This window comes from Mycobacterium ostraviense (assembly GCF_002705925.1).
GTDB classification, from domain to species: domain Bacteria; phylum Actinomycetota; class Actinomycetes; order Mycobacteriales; family Mycobacteriaceae; genus Mycobacterium; species Mycobacterium ostraviense.
The window spans coordinates 4,451,034-4,477,096 of sequence record NZ_NKRE01000001.1 but is presented as its reverse complement, the minus strand read 5'-3'; the positions used below and the strand labels follow the sequence as shown (position 1 = coordinate 4,477,096).

The window sequence follows — 26,063 nt, the reverse complement described above, 5'->3', positions numbered from 1 at the left end:
ACACTGTTCGCAGCGCTCGGCATACTGGTGGCTGCGGTGCTTGCCCGCCAGCTCGTCGTCCTGGTCGAGAACCAGGCATTGTTGGCTGAGGTGGCGCAGGAGGCGTTTCGCGACAGCCTGACCGGTCTGGCCAATCGGACCCGGTTTCTCAGCCGATTGGAACGAGCCATCGCCAGCCGGGATCAGCGCCCGACACCGATCGCGGTGTTATGCCTCGACCTGGACAACTTCAAGCAGGTCAACGACGCCCTGGGCCACCCGGCCGGCGACGAGCTGCTCGTTCGGGTCGCCGGCCTGCTGACCGCTTCCCTGGACGAAACGGCGACCATCGCCCGGCTGGGCGGTGACGAGTTCGCGGTGCTCATCGAAGGCTCCATCGAGGAAACACAAGCTGCGGCGCATCGAGTACTCGGCGCATTCGATTCGGCGATCGTCATCGACGGCGTTCCGGTCACGGTACGTCCCAGCATCGGGTACACGGTAGCCACCGCGGGATCGAGCTGTACCGTCGACGAGCTTCTCCGGCATGCCGACCTGGCCATGTATGCCGCCAAACGCGAAGGCGGCGAACGGATCCGCAGTTTCGTGCCGGATGTGCCCTTCCCCGACGGGCTCGCATGGCACGCCGACGCCAGCCCGGGAAACGCCCCGGAAAGCGCCCCTGAGAACGCCCCTGCCCGCGCGACCGCCGCGGAATCGTACCGCCCTTCAGAGCCTGCACGGGGCAAGACGGCACCGCTGCTGCGGCGGTTGGCGGGCTTCGCGGCGGCAACACCGTCCCAACGGGACCGCCCGCCGCGCCGCGGAGTTCGGTGGCCGCCGGTGGGCGTCCGAATTGCCCTGGCGCTGCTGACAATCGGCGTCGCCGGTTACACCGCGCTCACCGTGCATGGCGGTCACCGAGTCTTCGCAGAATCCTGGTATCCGGCGCTGACCCTGCTGGCGGCTGCGGTGATTGCCGCTCGCGCCTATCACGTTGCCGCCGGCCGGGTGGCTTGGTCGCTGATTGCGGCCGGACAAGCATCCGCAGCGTTGGGTGACGTCGTCTACTGGCTGTGCGTGCGCGACGGTCAGTCGCCGTCCCTAGCGGATCCGTTCTACCTGGCGTTCTATCCATTCGGTTACGCCGGGCTGCTGTTGCTCATGCGGGCGCGGCTGAAGAGGGTGCCGGTTGGGGTGCGCCTCGATTCCCTGATCTGTGGATTGGCCGGCGCCGCGGTTGCCGCCTCCCTGACCGCCGGGCCCATTCATGCCGCGGCGGCCCGCGCACCGGCCACCGTGCTGGTGGGCCTGGTGTATCCGTGGGGCGATCTGGTCCTCCTGGCCCTTGCCGTCGGCATGCTGCCGATCCTGGGCTTGCGCAACGAGTTTCGCTGGATTCTGCTGGTCGCCGGGTTCACGCTGTTCGCCGCCGCCGACGCCCTGTATCTCTTGCAAACCGCCGCGGGTTCGTACCGGGTGGGCACCTGGTTCGATGCCCTGTGGCCCGCATCGTCGCTACTGGTGGCGATGGCCAGCTGGGCGCCCGATTCGTCGGCGGGGCCCGCACCGAAGCGTGGGCTCGGTTCGTACGCCGCGCCCGTGGCCTGCACCGTCGTGGCGCTGGGAGTTATTGTGCTGGGCCCGCACTCGCGGATTGCGGGGACTTTGGCCGCGTTGAGCCTGATCGCGGTCGCGGCGCGGTTCTCGGTGGCCTTCCGGGACGTCAGCGTGCTGGCCGAAACCCACCAGCACGCCATGACCGACGAGTTGACCGCGCTGCCCAATCGGCGTTCGCTGGCGACGGCCCTGACCGCGCTGTCGGTCAACGCGCCGGACCTGGCGCCCAGAGCCCCACGACGTCGAGCCTGCTGTTGCTGCATCTCTACGAGTTCGACGAGGTCACCGGTTCGGTCGGTCGTCACTTGGCCGAGGAGTTGTTGTGCCGCATCGCGAATCGCCTGTCACAGTATGTGCGTCCGCAAGATCTGCTGGCGCGCACCGGTGACAACGAGTTCGCGATCCTACTGAGCGAAGGCGCGGATCTCATTGCCGCACGCGCCCAGGCGGGTCGGCTGCTCGATGCCTTCGGTGAACCGTTCCAGCTGGATCCGGTGACCCTGCAGGTCGATGCCCGCATCGCCATTGCGCTCTACCCCGACCACTGTGACCATCCGCAGGAGCTGCTCAACCGCGCCGAGACGGCGATCCCGCACGCCAAAAGCTCCAAAAGCAAAGTCGTGGGCTACGACTCGGCGTTTGAGCTGTATCGCGATAGCGATCCCGCCCTCGTCGATGAGCTACGCGCCGCGCTGTTGAACGGCAACGAACTGACCTGTCATTATCAGCCCAAGATCAACGCCGACGACGGTAGCGTCCACAGCGTCGAGGCACTGCTGCGCTGGCAGCACCCCAGCCGGGGGATGCTGCTTCCCGAGGAGTTCCTGCCCGCTGCCGAACGTGCCGGGCTGATGCGCAGGGTGGCCAACCGCACCCTCGATCTCGCACTCGCCCAGCTGCGGTCCTGGCGTGAGCAGGGTATGAATTTGACTGTCGCCGTTAACCTTTCGACGACAAATCTGCTTGATCTGGATCTGGAGGGCACGATCGAGGGGTTGCTGACGGCCCACGGCCTACCCGCCGACGCTCTCATTATCGAGATCACCGAAAGCACCCTCGCCGACTCGGTGCGGTCCCGTAATACCGTTGCGACGTTGCAGCACCTCGGCGTTCGCATCTCGCTTGACGATTACGGCACCGGATGGTCGTCGCTGGCACGCTTGCAGGACGTCTCGGTCGACGAACTCAAACTCGACCGGGTGTTCGTGGCGCGACTGGCCCAGGATCCGCGTTCGGTTGCGATCGTGCGGTCGACCGTGGCGCTGGCCCACAGCTTGGGAGCGAACCTGGTCGCCGAAGGAGTCGAAGACGAGGTGACCTTGAGCGCGCTGCGGCGCTACGGCTGCACCATCACCCAGGGTTTCGTGCACAGTCCGCCGCTGCCGGCGGATGATGCTGGTGCAGTGGATCAACAGTCACGTGCCGGATCCGGCTTGACGTCCGCTCTCGTCGGCTCAGCGGCAGCTCAGCAGCGAGTGCGCCACCGAGGTACCACCCGTGGCCGATGCAGCGATCGTCGTGAGCCGGCGGGCCTCTCCGGGATCGTGCTCGTGACCGGGCCGTCCGTGGCATCGTCGCCGTGGGCAACCAGTCGCACGATCTGGTCGAGAGCTTCCTGCGGCGTGCCGGCCAATGACGACACGACCGGAACCTCGTTGCAGTGGGCCGCGTATTTGCCGTGCCCAGGCGACCAGACGACGCAGTAGTTGTAGCGGTCAACCATTCACAGGAGCTCCTTTGTTCATCGTGGGAACGTTCATCTTGGATAACGCCGGCGATCACGGCCTGCCACACACGGTCAAAGCTGAGCTTTATTAAGAGACAATGGGTTTGCGGTGCAGCGCGGCCTCGACTGACCACCACAAGAAAGGCCGACAGGCCCAACCCACCAGTCATCGCACAGTTTACCGGCGCCGACGACGACCTGTCGGGACCTGGACCGCGAAACCTGTCGCTGTGAGCGATCACACGTCCGGCGCGGCGCAGGACGCCGACGGGTGGCCGTGCTGTCGATCAGCCGGCGAGCGGCCCCTGCTCGCCCCCGGTTGGCGGCCGGGTCAGCACCGTTGGTAGTCCTCGAGCGTGATCGAATCCACGACGCGTTCGAACTCTTCCTGGGGTATCGGTTCGCCACCGGGGATGTTGTCGCTGACCAGCCATTGGTTGCGCTCGACGTAACCGCTGAATTCGGCGTAGTAGTTGGCAAAGCCGCGCTGGTAGTCGGTGCCGGCCGCCGCGAGCTCGCCGGCCAGGATATAGGCGCCCAGCAGGGCGACACTGGTCCCTTGCCCGGACAACGGCGAACAGCAGTATGCCGCGTCGCCGACCAGCGCGACCCTGCCTTTGGACCAGCGTTCCATCACGATCTGCGACATCTCGTCGAAGTAGAAATCCGGCGCCGACTTCATGTAGTGCAGCAACTGCGCGCGCACCCAGCCGTCGGTGGCCATCCGCCGTTCCAGCTCGGCGAATTGAGCCTCTTTGTCGCGATAATCGATCCGCAGTTCGGGGTCCATGAATCCCAGCGCGGCGCGGGCCTCGGTGTTGCCCCGCGCGCTGTAGACCCCGGCCATGGTGGCGTCCCCGTAATGCCACTTCTGCCAATAGTCGAGCTCCAAAAAGTTGGGCACGGTGAAGATCGCCGCGAAAGTGCCCAGCCTCTTGATGAATTGCTCCTCGGGACCGAACACCAGCCGACGCACGTTGGAATGCAATCCGTCGGCGCCGACCACGAAGTCGAAGCTGCGGGCATCGGCGCGCTCGAAGCTCGCCGCGACCGAGGCGCCGTCGTCGTCCAACGCGGTGATACTGTCGCCGAAGAGGTACTCGGTCGTCGGTTGGGTTGCGCCGTAGAGCAATTCGATGAGATCGTCGCGCAGCAGCTCGATATTGGGATTGTCGATGGGACCGCCGGTCGGTGTCGATTCGGTGTCCCGGGACAACTCGTTGCCGTCGCGGTCGACGACCGAGGCGCCGCGGATGCCTGTCTTGCACGCCTGCGCGGCGGCCAGCAGCCCCATGCGGTCCAGCACCGTCAGCGCCGGACCGCGGACGTCGATCGCCTGGCCGCCCGGCCGCAGCCCGGGGTGGCGTTCCACCACCGTGACCGAATACCCTTGCCGTTCAAGCCAATACGCAACCGCAATACCGGCCACGCTGGCACCGGAAACCAGAACTGTTCGCACCCTTACTCAATTCCTGCCAGAGTCTTGGCGTCGCGGATTACGTCGTCGAGCATTTCCGGTGTCAACTTACCGGTGAACATGTTCTGCTGGCTCGGGTGGTAGCAGCCGAGCAATCGCAGTCCCGACCCCAACTCGGCCACAACACCATGGCCGAACCGCGGCTTGGGCTTGGCGAACGCGCCAGACATCCGCAGCGCGATCTGCCAGGCGAACCCACCCAGGGCGACGATCACCCGGACCTCCTCGGAAACCAGCCGCCATTCGGTGTCCAGCCAGGGCGAGCAGGCCAACCGCTCGGCCGGGGTAGGCGCGTTGGCCGGCGGCGCGCACCGCACCGGCGCGACGATCCGAATCTGGTTGGCGTGCAAGCCGTCCGCGGCGTCGACGCTGGTCGGTTGGTTCACCAGGCCGGCGCGGTGCAGCGCCGCATACAGCTGATCTCCGGACCGGTCGCCGGTGAACATGCGCCCCGTCCGGTTGGCTCCGTGGGCGGCCGGAGCCAGGCCGACGATCAACAGCCGGGGCCGCTCCGACCCCCAGCCTGGCACCGGCCGTCCCCAATACGGCTGATCGGCGAAGGCCCGGCGTTTGACGGCAGCGACGTGTTCCCGCCAGCTCACCAGTCGGGGGCAGGCCCGGCACACGCTGACCAGGGCATCGAGTTCGTGAATCGAGCGTGCCGCACCGGCCAGTTGCACGACTTGCGCGGCATCGGCCGCCACCGGGGTCTGCGGTGTCGCCGGATCGCCCGGCCAGCCGGTGCCCGGATCGACCGGAGACCCGAACGCCTGGCCGGTATTCGGATGCATGAGCACACCAACATCCTGCACGGCGCCGAAATTCAGTGGTCCCCGATACGGCTATGGCGTTAGATTCAGCCGCGATACCCATGAACAAGAACAACAGCCGCGGCCCGGTGTTTCTGATCCTGTTCGCCACCTTGATGGCGTGTGCGGGCGACGGTATCTCGATCGTGGCGTTCCCGTGGCTGGTGTTGCAGCGCGAAGGCAGCGCGGGGCAGGCCTCGATAGTGGCCGGTGCGACGACGCTGCCGCTGCTGTTCTCGACGCTGATCGCCGGCACCGCGGTCGACTACTTCGGCCGTCGCCGGGTGTCGATGGTGTCCGACGCCCTATCCGGGACGGCGGTGGCCGGCGTCCCGCTGGTGGCCTGGGCGTTGGGCACCGGCGCCGTCAACGTGACCGTGCTTGCGGCGCTGGGCGCCTGTTCGGCCGCCTTCGACCCGGCCGGGATCACCGCCCGCCAGTCCATGCTGCCCGAGGCCGCCGCCCGTGCGGAGTGGTCGCTGGATCGGGTCAACAGCGCCTACGAGGCCATCCTCAACCTCGCCTTTGTGGTGGGTCCGGGCATCGGCGGTGTCATGATCGCGACGGTCGGCGGCATCAACACGATGTGGATCACCTCGGTGGCATTCGGTTTGTCCATGCTTGCCATTGCCGCCCTGCGGCTCGAGGGCACCGGCAAGCCGCATCACGCGACCCGCCCCGAGGGGCTGGTCTCCGGAGTCGCCGAGGGACTTCGTTTCGTGTGGAGTTTGCGGGTATTGCGTGCGCTGGCGCTGATCGACCTGTCCGTCACAGCGCTCTATCTGCCGATGGAAAGCGTGCTGTTCCCCAAGTACTTCGCCGATCGCCAGCAGCCCGCCCAGCTGGGCTCGGTGTTGATGGCGATCTGCCTCGGCGGATTGGTTGGCGCGCTCGGCTACGCGACCGTGTCGAACTACGTGAGCCGGCGCACGATCATGCTGACCGCGGTGCTCACCCTTGGTGCCGCGACGGCTGTTATTGCGCTGCTGCCGCCGTTGCCGGTCATCCTGGTGTGCTGCACCCTGATCGGCCTGGTCTACGGGCCGATCCAGCCCATCTACAACTACGTGATGCAAACCCGGGCGCCGCACTACCTGCGCGGCCGAGTGGTTGGCGTGATGACGTCGCTGGCCTTTGCCGCCGGCCCGCTGGGTTTGCTGCTGGCCGGCCCGCTGACCGATGCCGCCGGATTGAACGTGACGTTCTTGGCGTTGGCGCTGCCGATTTTGCTGACCGGGATGGTGTGTATCCGGATCCCGTCACTGCGCGAACTGGACCGTGCGCCCGAAGAAATGCCTCGGCAAAGTTCGCCGGTGTAGCCGGTCAGGTGCCGAGGATGCGGCGCTTCTGCTGCTCGAATTCCGCGTCGGTGAGCATGCCGCGCTCTTTGAGCGCGGCCAATCTTTCCAACCTGTCGATCGGGTCCGAACTCTGCGGTGGCGCGCTGGACCAGACCACATTTACCGCCTGGTCCTGCATCTCCATGCCCCGGCGCATAATCTCTTCCCGCAACGCGTTCGGGTCGGCCATGGCTTGGCGGATGATGTCGCCAAGGGGCATCCCCATCACCTGAGCGTCGGCCAGGTCGGGTTGAGCCGCCGCGGTGACGGCATCCAAGCCCACGTCGGCTGCTGCCGCCCGCTGGTGGTCCAATTCGATTCGGTTGTGGTCTTTCGGGTCATAGATCACCGCCAGTCGCATTCCGGGCCGCGGCCTGGTCGACTCCGGGAACACCGCAGTCAGGTTTGCCTCGAACGACGGCTCGGTTTCCGGTATGACCCGCAGCCGCAGCGTCCAACGAATCTCGGGGTTACTGACCGGGTTCGGGTTGGCGATGGTGATCGAGATGATCGACTGCTCAGCGCTCAACACATCGGCAACCGCGCGAACGCGAGTTTCCTTCCTCCAAACAACCGACACCAACTCTGCCCGAACCCGTCCCAGGACCGCTTCACTGTACAGCGGCCGCCCGTAGGATCGGTTCGGTGAACGCCGTCGACGCCCTGAACGCACCGGCGCTGGCAAGCTTGATCGCCGCGCTGCCCGACGGGATGGTGGTCACCGACCCCGCGGTGACCGACGGCTACCGTCACGATCGCGCTTTGGATCCGTCGGCGGGCAAGCCGCTTGCCGTGGTCCGGCCGCGCCGCACCGACGAGGTGCAGACCATCCTGCGTTGGGCCACCGCCAACCGGGTACCGGTGGTCACCCGCGGAGCCGGCACCGGATTGTCGGGCGGGGCCACCGCGTTGGACAACGGAATCGTGCTGTCGACGGAGAAGATGCGCGACATCAGCATCGACCCGGTCACCCGGACCGCGGTATGCCAGCCGGGTCTGTTCAATGCCGAGGTGAAGCAGGCCGCCGCCGAACACGGCCTGTGGTATCCGCCGGACCCGTCGTCGTTCGAGATCTGCAGCATCGGCGGCAACATCGCCACCAACGCCGGTGGCTTGTGCTGCGTGAAGTACGGCGTCACCACCGACTATGTGCTGGGCATGCAGGTGGTGCTGGCCGACGGCACCGCGGTCCGGTTGGGCGGACCCCGCTTGAAAGATGTGGCCGGGCTCTCGCTGACCAAGCTGTTCGTCGGCAGCGAAGGCACGCTGGGCGTCATCACCGAGGTGACCTTGCGGCTGCTGCCCGCGCAGCATTCATCGAGCATCGTGGTGGCCAGCTTTGCCTCGGTGGAGTCGGCCGTCGACGCGGTGCTCGGCGTCACCGCGCGGCTTCGCCCGTCAATGCTGGAGTTCATGGATTCGGTGGCCATCAACGCCGTCGAGGACACCATGCGGATGGACTTGGATCGCGGCGCGGCGGCCATGCTGGTCGCCGGCTCAGACGAGCGCGGCGGCGCCGGCGCCGAAGACGCCGCGGTCATGGCCGGCGTCTTCGCCGAGAATGGTGCCACAGAAGTGTTTTCGACCGACGACCCGGACGAGGGCGAGGCGTTCGTCGCCGCTCGCCGATTCTGTATCCCGGCGGTGGAGACCAAGGGATCGCTGTTGCTGGAAGACGTCGGGGTGCCCTTGCCCGCGCTGGGCTCATTGGTCAGCGGGATTGCCCGGATCGCCGACGAACGCGAGCTGATGATCTCGGTGATCGCCCATGCCGGCGATGGCAACACCCATCCGCTGCTCGTCTATGACCCCGCAGACGTCGCAATGGCCGAGCGCGCCCGAGTGGCGTACGGAGAGATCATGGACCTGGCGGTCGGGCTGGGCGGCACTATTACCGGCGAACACGGCGTCGGCCGGCTGAAGCGGCCGTGGCTGGCCGGTTACCTCGGGCCGGACGCGATGGATCTCAACCGGCGCATCAAGCAGGCATTGGACCCGCTTGGCATCCTCAACCCCGGCAGCGGGATCTGATCGGTCGCAGTTTCGGAGTCGAGTATGCGCTCAGGGCGTCGAGTGCGCCGTCAGGGCGGCCGATCGCGGATGTGCCCGCCCCACATACACTTTGGAATCCCGGGACGCACACTCGATGCGGCACTGTTGACATACGGCCGATACCTGTCGTATCAATGAGACATGACAGCTATTATGTCTCACGATGCACCGCCGGTTTTTCTGCTCGCCACCGCTGAAACCTGGCCAAATCCCTGGCCGATGTACCGGGCCCTGCGTGACCACGACCCCGTGCACCACGTCGTCCCGCCGGGGCGTCCGGACCATGACTACTACGTGCTGTCCCGGCATGCCGACGTGTGGGCAGCGGCCCGCGACCACCAGACGTTCTCCTCCGCCCAGGGTTTGACGGTCAACTACGGTGAGCTGGAAATGATTGGGCTGCAAGACAACCCGCCGATGGTGATGCAGGACCCGCCGGTACACACCGAGTTTCGCAAGCTGGTGTCGCGCGGTTTCACCCCACGCCAGGTTGAGGCGGTCGAGCCCAAGGTGCGCGAGTTCGTCGTCGAGCGCATCGAGAGGTTGCGCGCCGCCGGTGGCGGCGACATTGCCGCCGAGTTGTTCAAACCCCTGCCGTCGATGGTGGTGGCGCACTATCTCGGGGTTCCCGAAGAGGATCGGGCCCAGTTCGACGGCTGGACCCAAGCCATCGTCGCGGCCAACACCGCCGAAGGCGGCATCGCCGGCGCACTGGAAACGGTCGGCGATGCGGTCGGCTCGATGATGGCCTACTTCACCGGATTGATCGAGCGTCGCCGAACCGAACCCGGGGACGACACGATTTCACACCTGGTCGCCGCCGGGGTCGGGGCAGACGGCGACATCGCCGGCACGCTTTCGATACTTGCCTTTACGTTCACCATGGTCACCGGAGGCAACGACACCGTCACCGGAATGCTCGGCGGCTCGATGCCGCTGCTGCACGAGCGTCCAGACCAGCGTCGGCTGCTAGCCGACAACCCCGACCGCATACCCGACGCCGTCGAGGAACTACTGCGGCTCACGTCGCCCGTGCAGGGCCTGGCTCGCACGGTGACCGATGACGTGACGATCGGCGATACCACCATCCCCGCGGGGCGACGGGTGCTGTTGCTCTACGGCTCGGCCAATCGTGACGAGCGCCAATATGGGCCGGACGCAGGCGAATTCGACGTGACCCGGTGCCCGCGCAACATCTTGACCTTCAGTCACGGCGCACACCACTGCCTGGGCGCCGCCGCGGCACGTATGCAATCGCGCGTCGCGCTGACCGAGCTGCTGGCCCGCTGTCCGGACTTCGGGATCGATGAGTCAGCCATCGTGTGGTCCGGCGGCAGTTACGTCCGGCGTCCGCTGTCGGTGCCGTTTGAAGTGAAGTCCTGATGGCCGGGACCGACTGGCTGGCCGAGCGTCGCACCGAGGTAGCCGCGGACCGCATCCTCGACGCCGCCGCGCAGCTCTACACCCAGCATGACCCGGCATCGATCGGGATGAATGAAATCGCCAGGGCGGCAGGCTGTTCGCGCGCGACGCTGTACCGCTACTTCGAGAGTCGCGAGGCGCTGCGAACCGCGTATGTGCACCGCGAGACCCGTCGGGTCGCTCGCGAGATCATGCAGGAGATCCACGACGTCGACGATCCACGCGAGCGGCTGGTCGCGAGCATTACCGCGACGTTGCGGATGGTTCGCGAAAGCCCCGCACTGGCGGCGTGGTTCGCTGCGAGCCGCCCGCCGATCGGTGGCGAGTTGGCCGGACAGTCTGAGGTGATCACCGCCCTGGCCGCAGCGTTCCTGCATTCACTAGGCTCCGGTGACCACGCCGCCGTCGACCGCCGAGCCCGTTGGGCGGTCCGCGTGATCACCTCGCTACTGCTGTTCCCCGGACAGGACGAAGCCGACGAGCGGGCAATGATCGAAGACTTCGTCGTCCCGGTCGTGGCTCCGGTATCGGCCTCCCATAGTCACCGCGCGACAAGCCGCGAGGATCGAGTGAAATCGTCTAACTGGCTGTACCGCTCGCGTAGCATCCCTTGACCTCCCGGGTCCCCCGACCAGGTGGTAGGCCAGCGATGTCGTTTGTGACGGCAGCGCCGGACAAGATGCCGGCGGCGGCGAATGGCCAACATCGGCTCATCCACGGATTCAGACTCAGGCTGCTCCTACCGCACCGATACTGGCTCTGGTACCGACGAAGTGTCGGCGCCAATCGCGTAGCCGTTTCCCGGCATTGCCGGGGCTATCAGGCGCTAAGTGCGGTGCGTCGAAGCGGCAGCGTTTCACAACCAGTTCGTGCAATCCGCGAGCGCTGCCGCAGCACAGCATCGGGCAGGACGTGCTGAGCCTGTTTAACGCCCGACCCAGATACTGCTCGGGCGCCCGCTGACCGCTAGCGGCGCGCCCGGCGGGCGGTGCTGGGCGACGGCGGTGCGCGGGCTCGGGTATGGCCGACCTCAAAGGAGGCGACGGCGGGCCAGCATCAACGACGGGTCCGGCGAGGTTGGGTGAAGCGGTTAGCCACGCAATCGGGGCCTGACATGACCCGTCGGTCCGGATCCGATCGATTGGCGGCGCGGGCTCGTTGCCTTCCTTCTCGGAGCTGACGGCTGCGTTGTCCTCCTCCAATAAGGGGAGGAAATTTCATCCTTCAAACCCACCTTTAGGCCGAGGGCGCTGCGGCCCCAATCGGGCGAAGGTGATCAGTGGAGTACTGGCTCGGTAGCCAAACCCCACTCGCTCAAAGGGGATCGAAGATGTCGTTCGTGTTGGCTAGCCCGGAAGCACTGGCGGCGGCAGCAGCTGATCTCGTAGGTATCGGTTCGTCGCTGCGTTCGACAAATGCGGCGGCAGCAACCCCGACAACAGCACTGTTGGCTGCGGGTGCCGATGAAGTCTCGGCGGCGGTGGCGTCGCTGTTTTCCCTGCATGGCCAGGCCTATCAGACGCTCAGCGTCCAGGCGGCGGCGTTTCACAACCAGTTCGTGCAGGCCTTGAGCGCAGCCGCAGGCTCCTACGCAAGTGCCGAGGCGGCCAATGTTTCGCCCTTGCAGACCATCGAGCAGGACGTGCTGGCCCTGGTCAACGCGCCGACCCAGGCACTGCTCGGGCGGCCGCTGATCGGCAACGGCGCCAACGGATCCGCACCGGGCCAGGCCGGTGGAGCCGGCGGTCTGCTGTATGGAAATGGTGGCAACGGAACGGCCGGCGGGACCGGTCAAGCTGGGGGAGCCGGCGGTGATGCCGGGCTGATTGGCAACGGTGGGATCGGAGGAACCGGCGCGCCCGGCCAGCCGGGCGGTCACGGCGGAGCCGGTGGGCTGCTGTACGGCAACGGCGGCGCCGGCGGCGCCGGAGGCAACGCCCTTACCGCCGGAGGCAGCGGCGGATACGGTGGTGCCGGAGGCAACGCTGGCTTGTGGGGCGCCGGCGGTGCAGGTGGCAACGGCGGCGCCGGCGCGACCGGGGCTACCGGCGTCGCCCCCGGCGTCGATCAGGCAGGCATAGCGGCCAGCGGCGCTCACGGTCCCAGCAACGCGAACGGCGATGGGACCGACGGCGGCGCGGGCGCCGACGGCACTCCCCGGATCGCCGGGGGCACCGGCGGCAACGGGGGCAATGGGCAGTTTTCCAGCGGGACAATCACCGCGGGAAACGGCGGTAATGGAGGCATCGGCGGCATCGGAGCACCCGGTGGAAACGGCGGCAACGGCGGCGCTGCCACAGGTACGTCGATCAACACCACGAGTTTCGGCGGCAACGGCGGTGCTGGAGGTGCCGGCGGGGCCGGCGCCCCAGGCGGCGACGGCGGCAGCGGCGGGACGGCCGCCGGCGGGACCCTGGGTGTGTCCGGTGACGGCGGCACCGGCGGCACCGGCGGTATTGGCGCTGCTGGGGGCGCCGGCGGCGACGGGGGCGGCGGCGGAACCCCTTTCACAGTCGGCGGTAACGGCGGCGCCGGCGGTGCCGGCGGCGCCGGCGCGCAAGGCGGCCTCGGCGGCACCGGCGGTGTCGGCGGCGCCGGCGGCCGGGGTGGGCTGCTGGTCGGCGACGGTGGCATGGGTGGTCTAGGTGGCGCTGGCGGCATGGGCGGCGCCGGCGGTGCGGGCGGACCCGGCGGCAACGGCGGCGGCGGTGGGAATACGAGTCAAATCTTTACCGGTGACTTCGGCGGCAATGGCGGCGTCGGCGGTGCTGGCGGCACCGGCGGCATCGGCGGTGTCGGAGGCGATGGCGGCAACGGCGGCAAGGGCGGCGGGCACGGATTGTTCGGCCAATCGGGCGGCTCCGGCGAAGGCGGTACCGCGGGAGTCGGCGGCACCGGTGGAGCTGGCGGCGCCGGTGGCAGCGGCGGAGCCCATGGCGTAGGCGGCCAAGCCAACGGTATCGACGGTGTCGCGGGCAACACCGGCGCCGACGGCGCCGCCGGCGCGCCGGGCAATACCGGCCAGTCGGGGTAATAGCGGGCGATTTCGGCCCTAGCTAGCGCAGGTGATCCGCAGCTTCGTTACGGCCACTTCGCCGGTCAGGCCATCCAATAAGCTTGTGCCTTAATGGATTTGCGCGGAATACCGAAGTCCTCACGCAGCGCCTTTGCGACCGAGCGGGTGGTGCGGGTGCTGCTGGCAACCCAGCCGAAGTGATCGCCCGCGTCGAACGCCGCTCCGCGCACCGTCTCGAGCAGCGCGTTGCCGTCGTCCTTGCGATCCACCCACGTGACGTCGTCGGTGCGGGCGACCGGTAGCGATTTGTCCTCGTCGTAGCCGGCCTCGAGAAACACTCGCGCGGGGGCGTCGCCGATCGATTCGAGCAAGGAGTTGATCGCCGGCAGTGACGCGGTGTCGCCGACGATGACGTAGCCGCCGGGTGGCGGATCTGGGATGGCGAACTTGCTGCCCAGCACCGTCGCCTCGATGGTGTCGCCGGGTTGCGCGTTGCGTGCCCAGTCCGACGCGATGCCCTCATGCAGGGCGAACTCGACGTCGAATGCACCCGCAGCCGGATCGGGGTCGACCAGCGTGTAACCGCGCTGGTGCGACTTGTCGCCATCGGAGAACCACATCCGGATCCACATGGTCGGATGCACGGCATGTTCACCCAACATTCCGCCGTCGTCGAAGCTCAACCGCAGGTAGTGGGGGCTGATCTCGCGCCAGCCGGTCACCGTCAGCCGGTAGTCCCCGGCGCGCATGAGCTTCAACACCGCACCCTGCCAGCCCCGTGATGCCTTGTGTTCGGTCATGAGTCGTTGTTGTTCCTTCGTCGCATTCGCATCAATTTAGGGCAGGGTAACCTAAAATGCTGAACGACCGGACGGTGCCGGAGCTACGTCTTGACTCGGGTAAACCGGTGCAGCAGCCAGGCCACCGGGATGGTCACCACCATCGTCGCGATGAACAGGTTCAGCATCGATCCGGTGTATACCCGGTAGCGGACCACGTGAACCATGGCGAATTCCATGGTCACCAGGTGGACCAGGAAGATCTCGTAGGAGATCTCACCAAGCCACACCATTGGTCGGCTGGCCAACAGCCGCGAGTACCAGCCCTGATCGCCAAGGGCCAGCGGTGCCACCGCCAGCGTTGCGATCACGGCGTAGAAGCACGCCTTGACCACTGCTTCGGTCACCGCCGACGGCGATGTCGTGGGCGCGCCGGCGATCGGTGTGGAGGCGATGAAATAGCAAATGACGGCCAACGGCAGTGCGGCAAACGCGTAACAGCGCACTCCCATCGCCTGCAAGACGGTCAGCATCATGCCGCCGAGAAACCAGGCCAGGTAACTGGGCAACCAGAGGCGAGCACCGTCGGGAAACCAGCCAACGGTGTGTATCAGGACCAACCACAGAGGTGTGATGGTCGCCATTCCCGCCAGCGCCCCGACCATCAACTTGGGCTGCCAGCGCCGCCGGCCGACCAGCACGAGGAGCACGTAGGCCAGGAACGGCAGGGCCACGTAGAAGGCTGCCTCCACCGCCAGGCTCCACATCTGGGTCAGCCCCTGATGCAGATAGGAACCGAGATAGCCGTCGGTGTAGATCTGGGTCAGCGTCAGGTTGCGCACCAGCCCCATCCAGCTGTGCCCGGGGTTGGGTCCGGCGGTGCGGAAGTGATAGATCACGTAGGCGATCAGCACGACGACGACGTAGGCCGGCATGATCCGCCGGACCCGATGCCAGGCATAGCGGCTCAGCGACGGTGGCGGGCCGTCGGTGGCGGCGGAGCGCACCCAGGGACGGAACAGCAGGTAGCCGGACAGCACGAAGAAGATCGGCACGCCGATCTCCATCCGGGACGACACCAGGCCCCAATAGCCGTGGGTGTACTTGCCGGTGGTGTAGGCCGCGTGGGTGCCGACCACCAAAAGGGCCGCGACTGCCCGGATTCCGGTCAGCGACGCGACGCGGTCCACGTGTGAGATCTGCTCGAGTCCGCCTTGGTCGTCCTCGGCTTTGGACAGGGTCATTCGACCCGTTTCCGGCGTGGCGTGCCACTGTCGGAGCGGCGCGCCTTGTCGGCTGGCCGTTCCGGCCGCAGGTCGATCAACACACCCGAGATCCGGGTGGTTTCGAGCTTTTTGAGGGTCGCGCGCGGCAGCTTGGCGGGCAGCTCCACCAGCGAGAAGTCCGCCCCAATGCTGATGTGGCCGAAATCGCTGCGGTGCAACCCTCCTTCGTTGGCAATCGCACCGACGATCGCGCCCGGACCGATCTTGTGGCGCTTGCCGACCGAGATCCGGTACGTGCTCAGCTGCGGGCCGTTTCTTCGCCTTTCGGCACGCTGGTCAGTTGCGGGTTTCCTGGTCTCGCCGCGTCGCTCGGGTGGTGGTTCGGGTGCCAGCAGGAATGCCTCGCCGTCTCGCGACTGCAACGCCAAGGCCGCGGCGATGTCGGCCATCGGGACATCATGCTCGCGTTCGTAGTCCTCGACCAGCTTGCGGAACAGATCGACTCCGGGTTTTGCGAGCGCGTCGGTGATCGAATCGGAGAAGTTAGCCACCCGCTGGGCGTTGACGTCCTCGACGGTGGGCAACTCGGCCTCGGTCATCGTTTGCCGGGTGGCTTTTTCGATCGCCTTGAGCAGGTGGCGTTCCCGCGGGGAGACGAACAACAGCGCGGCTCCGGAACGGCCGGCCCGGCCGGTGCGCCCGATGCGGTGCACGTAGGACTCGGTGTCGTGCGGGATGTCGTAGTTGAGCACATGCGATATGCGTTCGACGTCGAGGCCGCGAGCCGCCACGTCGGTGGCGACCAGGATGTCGATGCCCTTGGGGCCGCCTTCACGCAGCGCCGTGATCGTTCGCTCGCGCTGCTGCTGCGGAATGTCGCCGTTGATGGCCGCCGCGGAAAAGCCTCGGGCCCTTAGCTTTTCGGCGACCTCCTCGGTCGCCTGCTTGGTGCGGACGAAGACGATCATCGCCTCGAATGACTCGACCTCGAGGACTCGGGTGAGGGCGTCCATCTTGCGCGGACCGGCCACCTGGATATAGCGCTGCGAAATGTTCTCTGCGGTGGCTGTTTTCGCTTTGGACGTGACTTCCAGGGGGTCGTGCAGGTACTTGGTGGTGATCTTGCGGATCGCCGGGGGCATGGTCGCCGAAAACAGGGCCACCTGTTTGTATTCCGGGGTGTCAGAAAGGATGCGCTCGACGTCGTCGGCGAAACCCATGGCCAGCATCTCGTCGGCCTCGTCGAGCACCAGGTAGTCCACCCGGGAGAGGTCCAGCGTCCCGCGCTCCAGGTGGTCGATGACTCGACCGGGCGTGCCGACAATGATCTGCGCGCCGCGCCTCAGCCCGGCCAGCTGCACGGCATAAGACGACCCGCCGTAGATCGGCAGCACGTTGAGCTTGGGCAGATGCGCCCCGTAGCGGCTGAACGCCTCGGCGACCTGCAGCGCCAGCTCCCGGGTGGGCGCCAGAATCAGCGCCTGGGTCGCCGTGCTGGTGACGTCGATTTTGGACAGGATAGGGATCGCGAACGCGGCGGTCTTGCCGGTGCCGGTCTGCGCCAGCCCCACCACGTCGGAGCCGGCCATCAGCGCCGGGATGGTCGCGGCCTGGATGGCCGTCGGCGACTCGTAGCCGACAGCCGCGATCGCCCGCAGGACCGAGGGATGGATCTGCAGGTCGACGAAGGTTTCGGGAGACGCGACGGGCGTGTTGTCCGGGGTGACCATTTCACACGGAGTTTAGCCGGGATCCACCGCTATGCCGTACGGCACGTGGCCGGTCGGCTGCCAAGGGGAATGGTCGCGGCGATTCGTTATCTCGATGACGGATTCGGGTCTGCACAGATCCCCTCGGCGATCGATGACACCTTACGAACTTTCGCCAGGAACACGGCCACCCGGGCCGCCCAGTAGACAATCACGTTGACAGTGATCACTGTCGGCGTGAGCGGCGAGCGTTTGCTGTTCGCGCCGCCGACCGTCAGTTCTCGTGTCCTGCTACGGAGCCTGGCTTCGCCGCGTCTTGGCCCTGCTGCTCGGAAAGGGCCATTTAGCTTCTGGTCAGGGACTTCCGGCACTACTGGTGCCGCAGGCACGGCGGCTTAGCTTTCCGTCCATAAGCAACGATGCTTTCACCGATCGGGGTCTGCATGTCTTGCCAACCGCCACCGCAACAGTGGCAACAGGCCCGAGCAGCGGGTGGACTGCCCCCCCGCGGTCCTTGGCAGCACCCGCCGCAACCACAAAGAGTCAACGGTTTGGCGGTGACTGCCCTTGTGTGTGGCGTCTTTGGTTCTTGTTTAGGGCTGGTTCCCGGCCTCGGGATAGCGGCCTTCCCGTTCGCCGTTGTGGGCCTTGCGTTTGGCGTCATCGCGGTGGTAAGGGCGAGCAAAGGAGTCCGGGCGGGCAAAGCCATGGCCATTGCCGGCACGCTCCTTTGCATGCTGGCACTGATCCTGGGGACCTTTTGGATTGTTGTCATCGCCAACTCCTTCAAGGACCGAGGCGATTCACGGAAGGCCATAACGGGCCAGAGCACGGAAGATATTCTGCGGAACGATCTCGACGTGCAGTTCGGTCGATTTGTCACCGATGACGATCCGTACAAGCCCGGCAAGATGGTTGTGACGCTTCGCAACAAGAGCAATAAGAGCGCATCCTTCAGCGTCGACGTTGAAGCCTTGGATGCCAACGGAAATCGCATCGCAGCCGACACCGCTTTCGTGGAGGCGCTTGCGCCGGGTCAAGCCACCCGCAAGGACATGTTCGGTTTCGTTACCAGCGATAAGTACGACACGATGAGGAAGGCGACCTTCAGGGTCGTCGAGGCGTCGAAGTACGCGCCGATGCCGCCACCGGTCAAGTAGGCAATCGCAGATTGTGGCTCGATGCAATGCTTTTCGCGTAGTCACTTTGGCACATGGTGTTCTGTGTCGGCCCATCGGACACGACACCGCGTCGCTGACGCGGACAGGAAGTACAACGACCTTGCTCACGATTGACAACTACGGTTAACCGCGGAGCGAGACATGCGGGTTTGCCGCCCGTCAGCTGATCGACAAACACACGAAACATGTGGGCTTGCAGCATCATTTCCGGCACGCAGTCACGCGGGCCAACAGCGGGCTCGACCAGGGACATACCGGGTGTGCCCCGTGTGTCGACGGGGCGGCGGCAAGGTTGGCTATCTCCACGTGGCGCGCGGACCTTCGGCGCGTCACCAGTCCCACCAGTCACCACAACCACCCCCGAGGTCGGGTGTGTCTTTTTGCCCGGCTTCGAGCGACAAATCGTGCTGCCGCGCATTCGCTTCGGAGATTGTCGCTAGTAGCCGGGCATAAAGACAACCCTGTCTCCGCCGGTGACGCCTGTGGCATATGTGATTCAGGCTTCACCTCAAACCACCGATGGATCGTGCGCGAAATTGTTGATCGTTTGATCTTGATTCAGTGGGCTGCGGTATGTCGATTCCGCTGGTCTGCCCGGCTTTTCCTGTTGGTTCCGGGTCGCGCGGTCGGGCGGTGTCAGTCAAGTGTGGATGTGTGACTGATTATGTTGTGCCACAGTACAAGCCATACTGGCTCCCAGCGTCGGTGACCGCGCAGCTGCCGCTGTGCTTTGCGTTGCGGTCCGGCGAGCTGGGCGGGGATGTTGACCAGGTGGCGGCGGCGCAGTGTTGCTTTCGCGGGCCTTGCCGTATCGGCCGCCGGTGAGAACTCCGGCGGCGCGCAACAGGTTCGGGCGATGACCGCGCACAGGACCCAGGCGGAGTTGGTGCCGAAGCGTCCGGACGGGACACGGGCCAGATGGCCGTCGATTAATTCAGGTCGGCCAAGACGTCTTCGCAATAGCCGTCGATGTCGTCCTCACCGACGCCGTGGCGCCCGGCAGGCCGCAGCAGTGATCACTCGGGTGGTGACCGCATCATCGGCGCGGGCGCAGCGGGTCAAGCCGGCCTACGCCGGGGTCGTGTACCGCGAGCGGAACGCCACGGCGAGATTTGCGTCGAAATTTCGCCGTGGCGTTACCCTCGGCGAACGACAGTGGTGATCGCGAGCCCGGCGACGCCGGGCACAGCGGGTCACCAAGCGCCAGATCTCGCTGGCACGGCCACGCCTGACACAATCGGCAGCCCGATAGCGGTACGGTGCCCGGTGTGTGGTCGCTCCCCCGCCGTGCCGCGCCACTGATAGGCGTGTCTGCGACGGCACTGGTCGCCGCGACATTGACGGGCTGTGGTTCGGGGGATTCCACGGTCGCGAAGACACCGCAGGCAACCACCCCTCCCGTCGCTGCCTCCAGCGCGTCGAGCCCGACGATCCCGTCGCCGGCGACGGCTGCTCCACCCACCAGTAGCGCGGCCGCGGCCGACCCGTGTGCGGTCGACCTCGCCTCGCCCGCAATCGTCCGGGTCGTGTCCGAGCTGCCTCGCGATCCCCGCAGTCAGCAGCCCTGGAATCCGGAACCGCTGGCGGGCAACTATAACCAGTGTGCGCAGCTGTCCGCGGTGATCATCAAGGCCAACACCAACGACACCAATCCCACCACTCGCGCGGTGATGTTCCACCTCGGCCAATACATCAAGCAAGGAGTCCCCGACACCTATGGGTTCACCGGTGTGGACGAGTCGCAGAGCACGGGAGACACGGTCGCGTTGACGTACTCCGGCGGGATCACCGGCTTGAACAGCCTGGTGAAATTCCGGTGGAACGGCAGCGGCGTCGAAGTCCTCGGCAACACACCAGGCGCATAACCGAATAATCGGCGGCGCTGACCGCCACATTTTCGGTCAAACCACCGACTTTTCGCGCCGAGCGGTGGCACCTGGCCTGCCCACCATGGGGTGCCCATGCTGCAGCGCGGTCAGCCGCCGGCCCAGCCGCCCCCGCCGCCGACCCAACCGTTTGGCGGACCGGCGGGAAAGCCATGCCCGCCGGAGCCACCCTGATCGCTAGGGGCGCCAGGGGCCGTTGTTACGCCTGTTCGTCATCGATGTCGGACCCTTGACCTACCGTTGCGGTTGTGTTCCTCAGCGACGGCACCCTGGTCTGCAGCGCATCGGATCTCGCCTCCGCCGCGCGTTGTGAGTATGCCCTGCTCAGGGATTTCGACGCGAAGCTCGGCCGCGGCCCGGCTGTGCCCGTCCAGGACGAACTGCTTGCCAGAGCAGCCGTACTCGGGAACGAACACGAACGACGCCGGCTCGACCAACTGCGCGACGAGTTCGGCGACGGCGTCGCCGTGATCGGTCGCCCGGCATACACGCTCGCCGGACTCGCGACAGCCGCCGAGGCGACTCAGCGTGCCATCGCCAACCGCGCCCGGGTGGTATACCAGGCCGCGCTGTTCGACGGCAGCTTCGTTGGGTTCGCCGACTTCCTGATCCGAGACGGTGAACACTATCGGATCGCCGACACCAAGCTGGCGCGCTCGGCCCAAGTCACCGCACTGCTGCAGCTGGCGGCCTACGCTGACGCACTAGCCGGCTGCGGGGTGCCCATAGCGCCGGAGGCCGAGTTGGAACTTGGCGACGGCACCGTCGCGCGGTACCGGATTAGCGACCTGATCCCCGTTTACCGGTCCCAGCGCGAACTCTTGCAGCGGCTGCTCGACGATCATCACGCGTCGGGCACCGCGGTGCGCTGGGACGATCCTGGCGTTCGCGCCTGTTTTCGCTGTCCGCTGTGCACAGAGCAACTGCGCGCAACCGACGACCTGCTACTGGTCGCCGGGATGCGTGTCAGCCAGCGGGAAAAGCTGCTCGACACCGGTATCACCACCATCGACGAGCTGGCCAAGCACACCCGGCAGGTGCCCGGCCTGGCGCCCCGCGCACTAGAAAAGCTGACTGCGCAAGCCAAACTACAAGTGTGGCAACGTAATACCGGTGAACCGCAATGCGAGATCGTCGACCCGCAGCCGCTGGCGCTATTGCCGGAACCCGACCCCGGCGACCTGTTCTTCGACTTCGAAGGCGATCCGCTATGGACCGCCGATGGCCACGAGTGGGGGCTGGAATACCTGTTCGGCGTATTGGAAGCCGGACCGGCGGGAGCCTTCCGGCCGCTATGGGCGCATGACCGGGCACAGGAACGTCAGGCCCTCAAGGATTTTCTGGCGATGGTGGCCAAACGTCGCCGTCGCCATCCCAACATGCACATCTACCATTACGCGCCGTATGAGAAGACGGCACTGCTGCGGCTTGCCGGGCGCTACGGCGTCGGTGAGGACGACGTCGACGAGATGTTGCGCAACGGTGTGCTCGTCGACCTCTACCCGTTGGTGCGCAAAAGCCTTCGCGCTGGCACGGAGTCATTCAGCCTCAAGGCGCTGGAGCCGCTCTATATGGGCGCCCGGTTGCGTGCCGGTGAGGTCACGACGGCCGCCGACTCGATCACCTGCTACGCGCGCTACTGCGAATTGCGCGCCGAAGGCCGCACGGATGAGGCCGCGACGGTGCTCAAGGAGATCGAGGACTACAACCACTACGACTGCCGCTCCACCCGCGAACTGCGCGACTGGTTACTGATGCGCGCTTGGGAAGCAGGCGTCACACCGATCGGGGTCCAACCGGTTGCCGACAGCGGCCGGGTCGAAGATCACGATGAGTTGGCCGCAGCATTGGCGAACTTCGTCGGTACCGGCGCAGCGCTCAACCGCACATCGGAACAGAACGTTGTCGCGTTGCTGTCGGCGGCGCGCGGCTACCACCGCCGCGAGGACAAGCCGTTCTGGTGGGCGCACTTCGACCGGCTGAACTATCCGGTCGACGAATGGTCGGACAGCACAGACGTTTTCGTTGCCGACGAAAAGTCGGTGGTTGCCGCCTGGCATACGCCTGCGCGAGCGCGCAAACCGCAACGGCGGGTGCGGCTGACCGGCGAGCTGGCGCGTGGCGACCTCAAGACGAGCGTGTTCGCCCTCTACGACCCGCCGGCTCCGCCCGGCATGAGCGACGACCCCGACCGTCGGGCCGCGGGCCACGCCGAGGTTGTCGGGGTCGACGACCCCAGTCTGCCTACCGAGGTGGTCATCCTGGAGCGAACCGGCACTGACGGCAACATGTTTGAGCAACTGCCGTTCGCGCTGACTCCCGGGCCACCGGTACCGACAACGGTGCTGCGCAAGTCCATCGAGGCCACGGCATCCGCGGTCGCCGCCGGGCTGCCCCGGCTGCCCCGCACCGCGCTGGTCGACGTGCTGCTGCGGCATCCGCCACGCACCCGGCTACCGCGCGGAACCGACATTGTCGCCGACATCACGGCGGCGGCGCTGGGACTGGACGCCTCATACGTCGCGGTACATGGACCGCCGGGGACCGGCAAGACGCACACCGCCGCACGGGTGATCAAGCGGTTGGTCGTCGAGCATTCCTGGCGCATCGGCGTCGTCGCGCAATCGCACGCCGCAGTCGAGAACCTGTTGGACTGTGTGATCGACGCCGACTTGGATCCCGAATGCGTCGCCAAGAAAAAATATGACCGCACTGCTTCGCGCTGGCAGCAGATCGACGAGAAGCACTACCCGGCATTCATCGCTGACCATGCGGGATGCGTGATCGGCGGCACCGCCTGGGATTTCGCCAACGAGCAACGCGTGCCCCGCGGCGGTCTGGATCTGCTGGTGATCGACGAGGCCGGCCAGTTCAGTCTGGCCAATACCATCGCGGTGGCGCCGGCGGCGACGAACATGTTGCTGCTCGGCGACCCGCAACAGCTTCCGCAGGTCAGCCAGGGCACTCATCCCGAACCAGTCGACGCCTCGGCGCTGGATTGGCTGGTCGACGGGCAGCGCACCCTGCCCGACGAACGTGGCTATTTTCTGGACCGCTCATATCGAATGCATCCGGCGGTCTGTGCCGCCGTTTCGACGCTGTCCTACGAGGGCAGATTGCAGTCCCACACCGAGTGCACCGCCGCCCGTCGCGTTGCCGGCTACCCGCCCGGCGTGCATGTGCTTTCCATTGCACACCAAGGTAATTCAACCGAAAGCCCGGAAGAGGCCGAGGCGATACTGACCGAGATCTCGGCGCTGCTCGGGCGGTCGTGGACCGACGAGCGCGGTACCCGGCCATTGGCGGCTTCCGATCTGCTGGTGCTGGCGCCGTACAACGCCCAAGTGGGGTTGCTGCGGCAGCGATTGAGGTCTGCCGGCCTGGACGGAATTCGAGTCGGCACCGTCGACAAGTTCCAGGGCGGGCAGGCGCCCGTCGTCCTGATCTCGATGACGGCCTCCTCGGCAGGCGACGTCCCCCGCGGAATATCGTTCCTGCTCAACAGGAATCGACTCAATGTGGCCATCAGCCGGGCACAGTACGCGGCGGTCGTCGTGCGCTCCGAGTTGCTGACCCAATATCTGCCGACCACACCCGCGGGATTGATCGACTTGGGGGCCTTCCTGGCATTGACCTCGCGGCCGCCCCCATAGCTAGCCGGGGACGGCCTGCCAATGAACCGGCGTGGATCACCCGCCGAACTGCTTGAAAGAACTCGAGAAGGCCCAGGCGGTTTGGGTCACACCGCTGCACGTGTTCGACGGTTGCGGAGTTCCGGCCGGGCATTGTGAGTCGCGGTTGGCCGACCACATGGCAAGCCGGCCCAGACCCTTCTGCCGGGCAAAAGCCGTCAGCTTGTCGGCGTCGGCAACGGTGAACACTTCCCTGGGGTCATCGTTGACTCCGATCATCGGTGTCACCCCCACCATCGCCCAGACCTGGGCGTCGGACTTCGACGGGTACAGCGGAGCCAGCTGATCGTGGACGCGCTGGGCCGCCTGAATCGCGAGGTCCCCCATCTTGCCGTTGTAGTCGAAGGCCGGATCGTAATAGTCCATCGCCATCACGTTCACCTGGCCGATGTCCACACCGTTGGCAATGGCGTTCTGCACCACCCGCAACCCGTCGGCGGTCAGACCGGTCGGCAGCACCGGCAGGGTGAACGAGACGCGCACCGGGTTGCCGGCGGCCTTGCCGTCCGCCTGCAACTTGGCGATCGCCTGCGACCGGCGGGTCAGTGATGCGACGTCATTCTGGGCCGCACCCTCGATGTCGAAGTCCAGATCGCGGATCCCATAGGCGTCGATCACCGACTTGTATTGCGTGACAAGCGCATCGACGCTGGTACAGGTCAGCGCCAGCTCCTGGTTAGCGACTCCGCCGAAAGAGACGATCGCGTCGGCGCCGCCAGCGGTCAGCGCTCCGATCGCCGAGGTGACCCACTGGTCCTTGAGCCCGTAGTAGGTGCCCCAGGATGCCGTGCACGGTGCGCCGCTGACGACGAAACCGAGCGTCACGTGCCTGAGTCCGCCCGCGCGAGTGGCCGACGCATAGTCGAACTGCGGGTAGAGCGTCATATCGACGTAGGGGGTGAATCGCGCCGGGGTTGCGCCGCTGGGGGTGACGGGCGGGGTGGTGGTGGTAGTGGTAGGGGCCGTGGTGGTCGTCGGGGGTGGCGTGCTCGTCGTCGGGGGTGGCGTGACACCACCGCCCGTGCAGGCCTGGCCGTTGAGCGTGCAGTTCGTCGGCGCGGTGAAGCTACCCGCGTATGCGCCCTGCATGCCGAGGCTTGCCGTGCCCCCGTTGGCGGCCACCGTGCGCGTCCAATCCTCCGGCGTGAGCACGTAGTGGGTCCCCTGCGCGGCAAGCTTGGCGTTCCAGGCGCTGGTCACGGTCTGGCCGGCCGGCATGTCGAACTCGAGCTTCCAGTCGCTCAGTGGCGTCGGGCCGGGGTTGGTGATCGTGAAGTTGCCGTTGAAACCGTTGCCCCAGTCGCTGGTCTTGGCGAACGCGGCGGTGTAGGCGCCGGCAGCCCCGGTCGGCACGGTAGTGGTGGCCGGACTGGTGGAAGTTGTGGTCGGGGTGGTCGTCGGGGTGGTCGACGTGGTCGTCGTGGTCGTTGTCGAAGGTGGCGTGGACGTGGTGGTGGTCGCCCCGGCACCACTGCACGGCTGTCCGTTGACCATGCAGTTCGCCGGCGGTGAATACGTCCCGGTCTGGGCGGCCTGGAACCCGACGGTGACCGAGCTGCCGGGTGCGATCGTTCGCGTCCAGTCTTCCGGGGTCAGCGTGTAGTGCGTGCCGGACTGGGTGAGTTTGGTGCTCCACGCATTGGTGATGGATTCGCCTGCGGGCAGGTCGAACTCGACCTTCCAGTCGGACAGCGCAGTCGCGCCCGAGTTGGTAATCGTGTAGTTGGCGACAAAGCCGGTACTCCATTGCGATGTCACCGCCAGCTTCGCCGTCACCCCGGCGGCTCGGGCCGCCGGAGTGACGACGACAACGCAGACGGCCACCAGAAACATCGACAGGACCGCGACAAGCGATGGTTGCCAGAGTTTTCGTAATTCGAATCGAATTGAATTTGGCATCGGCCTAACGTATGACCCCGGCCGGTGATATTTCGCCCAGAGCTTCCGGATCTTTCTCGAACCGATATCGGTAGGTAATCTTCTAATTCTCGACATCACGTTTTTGCGGGATGCTTAGCATTGCTGTTCAAGCTGCTGATATTGGCCGAATCGATGCCGGGATGAAATGTTCGGCCGTTGCGCCTTGGTGCAGCGTGGAGGCATTTTTTCACAGAATTGAATTCTATTATGGGTCGCCACCACGGCGGCC

Annotated in this window: 17 protein-coding genes and 2 pseudogenes; 11 read left to right on the top strand and 8 right to left on the bottom strand. The window is 66.3% G+C overall.

Annotated elements, in window-relative coordinates; all coding sequences use genetic code 11:
* Positions 1-27: 27 nt before the first annotated feature.
* The 3 genes and pseudogenes from CDN38_RS31120 to CDN38_RS31110 all read left to right on the top strand — a co-directional run bounded on the left by CDN38_RS31120 (position 28) and on the right by CDN38_RS31110 (position 3,305).
* A complete protein-coding gene (locus tag CDN38_RS31120) occupies positions 28-2,010 on the top strand; it encodes a GGDEF domain-containing protein (protein WP_306316099.1) in 1,983 nt (660 codons plus the stop codon).
* A pseudogene (locus tag CDN38_RS31115) lies at positions 1,893-2,156 on the top strand (diguanylate cyclase domain-containing protein); the annotation flags it as partial. The gene CDN38_RS31120 and the pseudogene CDN38_RS31115, both read left to right, overlap by 118 nt.
* Positions 2,157-2,219: 63 nt before the next feature.
* Positions 2,220-3,305: an EAL domain-containing protein gene (locus tag CDN38_RS31110; protein WP_233027099.1), complete on the top strand. Its 1,086-nt coding sequence runs from the start codon at positions 2,220-2,222 to the stop codon at positions 3,303-3,305.
* Positions 3,306-3,656: 351 nt separating this feature from the next.
* Here CDN38_RS31110 and CDN38_RS20905 read toward each other — a convergent pair whose 3' ends face one another.
* Positions 3,657-4,784 carry an FAD-binding protein gene (locus CDN38_RS20905; RefSeq protein ID WP_075513553.1) on the bottom strand — a complete coding sequence of 376 codons (1,128 nt, stop codon included), beginning with the start codon at positions 4,782-4,784 and terminating at the stop codon, positions 3,657-3,659.
* Between the two features lie 2 nt (positions 4,785-4,786).
* Positions 4,787-5,614: a uracil-DNA glycosylase gene (locus tag CDN38_RS20900; RefSeq protein ID WP_075513552.1), complete on the bottom strand. Its 828-nt coding sequence runs from the start codon at positions 5,612-5,614 to the stop codon at positions 4,787-4,789.
* A gap of 59 nt (positions 5,615-5,673) precedes the next feature.
* On the opposite strand from CDN38_RS20900, the gene tap reads away from it, so the two are divergent.
* Positions 5,674-6,930 (top strand): multidrug efflux MFS transporter Tap, encoded by a 1,257-nt coding sequence (gene tap / locus CDN38_RS20895; protein WP_075513551.1) that lies wholly within the window; start codon positions 5,674-5,676, stop codon positions 6,928-6,930.
* A gap of 4 nt (positions 6,931-6,934) precedes the next feature.
* Here tap and CDN38_RS30075 read toward each other — a convergent pair whose 3' ends face one another.
* Entirely contained in the window at positions 6,935-7,483 is a 549-nt protein-coding gene (locus CDN38_RS30075; protein ID WP_075513550.1) for an SHOCT domain-containing protein, read from the bottom strand.
* Positions 7,484-7,614: 131 nt separating this feature from the next.
* On the opposite strand from CDN38_RS30075, the gene CDN38_RS20885 reads away from it, so the two are divergent.
* The 4 genes from CDN38_RS20885 to CDN38_RS20870 all read left to right on the top strand — a co-directional run bounded on the left by CDN38_RS20885 (position 7,615) and on the right by CDN38_RS20870 (position 13,459).
* A complete protein-coding gene (locus CDN38_RS20885; protein ID WP_075513567.1) occupies positions 7,615-8,982 on the top strand; it encodes an FAD-binding oxidoreductase in 1,368 nt (455 codons plus the stop codon).
* Positions 8,983-9,144: 162 nt separating this feature from the next.
* The gene (locus CDN38_RS20880) at positions 9,145-10,386 is read left to right on the top strand and encodes a cytochrome P450 (RefSeq protein ID WP_161951715.1); all 1,242 of its coding nucleotides are present in this window, start codon (positions 9,145-9,147) and stop codon (positions 10,384-10,386) included.
* Positions 10,386-11,039, top strand: a complete 654-nt coding sequence (locus tag CDN38_RS20875) for a TetR/AcrR family transcriptional regulator (RefSeq protein WP_082277428.1) — start codon at positions 10,386-10,388, stop codon at positions 11,037-11,039. The genes CDN38_RS20880 and CDN38_RS20875 overlap by 1 nt, the downstream gene beginning before the upstream one ends.
* A 716-nt stretch (positions 11,040-11,755) precedes the next feature.
* Positions 11,756-13,459: a PE family protein gene (locus tag CDN38_RS20870; protein ID WP_075513548.1), complete on the top strand. Its 1,704-nt coding sequence runs from the start codon at positions 11,756-11,758 to the stop codon at positions 13,457-13,459.
* 65 nt (positions 13,460-13,524) lie between these two features.
* On the opposite strand, the gene CDN38_RS20865 is transcribed toward CDN38_RS20870, so the two are convergent.
* The 3 genes from CDN38_RS20865 to CDN38_RS20855 all read right to left on the bottom strand — a co-directional run bounded on the left by CDN38_RS20865 (position 13,525) and on the right by CDN38_RS20855 (position 17,176).
* Complete coding sequence (locus CDN38_RS20865; RefSeq protein WP_075513547.1) at positions 13,525-14,241, bottom strand: siderophore-interacting protein; 717 nt, start codon at positions 14,239-14,241, stop codon at positions 13,525-13,527.
* Between the two features lie 83 nt (positions 14,242-14,324).
* Positions 14,325-15,464: an acyltransferase family protein gene (locus tag CDN38_RS20860; RefSeq protein ID WP_075513546.1), complete on the bottom strand. Its 1,140-nt coding sequence runs from the start codon at positions 15,462-15,464 to the stop codon at positions 14,325-14,327.
* The gene (locus CDN38_RS20855; protein ID WP_075513545.1) at positions 15,461-17,176 is read right to left on the bottom strand and encodes a DEAD/DEAH box helicase; all 1,716 of its coding nucleotides are present in this window, start codon (positions 17,174-17,176) and stop codon (positions 15,461-15,463) included. The genes CDN38_RS20860 and CDN38_RS20855 overlap by 4 nt, the downstream gene beginning before the upstream one ends.
* A gap of 536 nt (positions 17,177-17,712) precedes the next feature.
* On the opposite strand from CDN38_RS20855, the gene CDN38_RS20850 reads away from it, so the two are divergent.
* Positions 17,713-18,315 carry a DUF4190 domain-containing protein gene (locus CDN38_RS20850; RefSeq protein ID WP_142361304.1) on the top strand — a complete coding sequence of 201 codons (603 nt, stop codon included), beginning with the start codon at positions 17,713-17,715 and terminating at the stop codon, positions 18,313-18,315.
* A gap of 657 nt (positions 18,316-18,972) precedes the next feature.
* Here the strand turns inward: CDN38_RS20850 and CDN38_RS20845 are convergent.
* A pseudogene (locus tag CDN38_RS20845) lies at positions 18,973-19,272 on the bottom strand (IS1380 family transposase); the annotation flags it as partial.
* Between the two features lie 323 nt (positions 19,273-19,595).
* Here CDN38_RS20845 and CDN38_RS20840 point away from each other — a divergent pair.
* Together CDN38_RS20840 and CDN38_RS20835 are read left to right on the top strand one after the other, a co-directional pair.
* The gene (locus CDN38_RS20840; protein ID WP_082277427.1) at positions 19,596-20,201 is read left to right on the top strand and encodes an LppP/LprE family lipoprotein; all 606 of its coding nucleotides are present in this window, start codon (positions 19,596-19,598) and stop codon (positions 20,199-20,201) included.
* Between the two features lie 269 nt (positions 20,202-20,470).
* Complete coding sequence (locus CDN38_RS20835; RefSeq protein ID WP_075513543.1) at positions 20,471-23,875, top strand: TM0106 family RecB-like putative nuclease; 3,405 nt, start codon at positions 20,471-20,473, stop codon at positions 23,873-23,875.
* 36 nt (positions 23,876-23,911) lie between these two features.
* Here CDN38_RS20835 and CDN38_RS29645 read toward each other — a convergent pair whose 3' ends face one another.
* Complete coding sequence (locus tag CDN38_RS29645) at positions 23,912-25,813, bottom strand: cellulose binding domain-containing protein (RefSeq protein WP_180276364.1); 1,902 nt, start codon at positions 25,811-25,813, stop codon at positions 23,912-23,914.
* Positions 25,814-26,063: the final 250 nt, after the last annotated feature.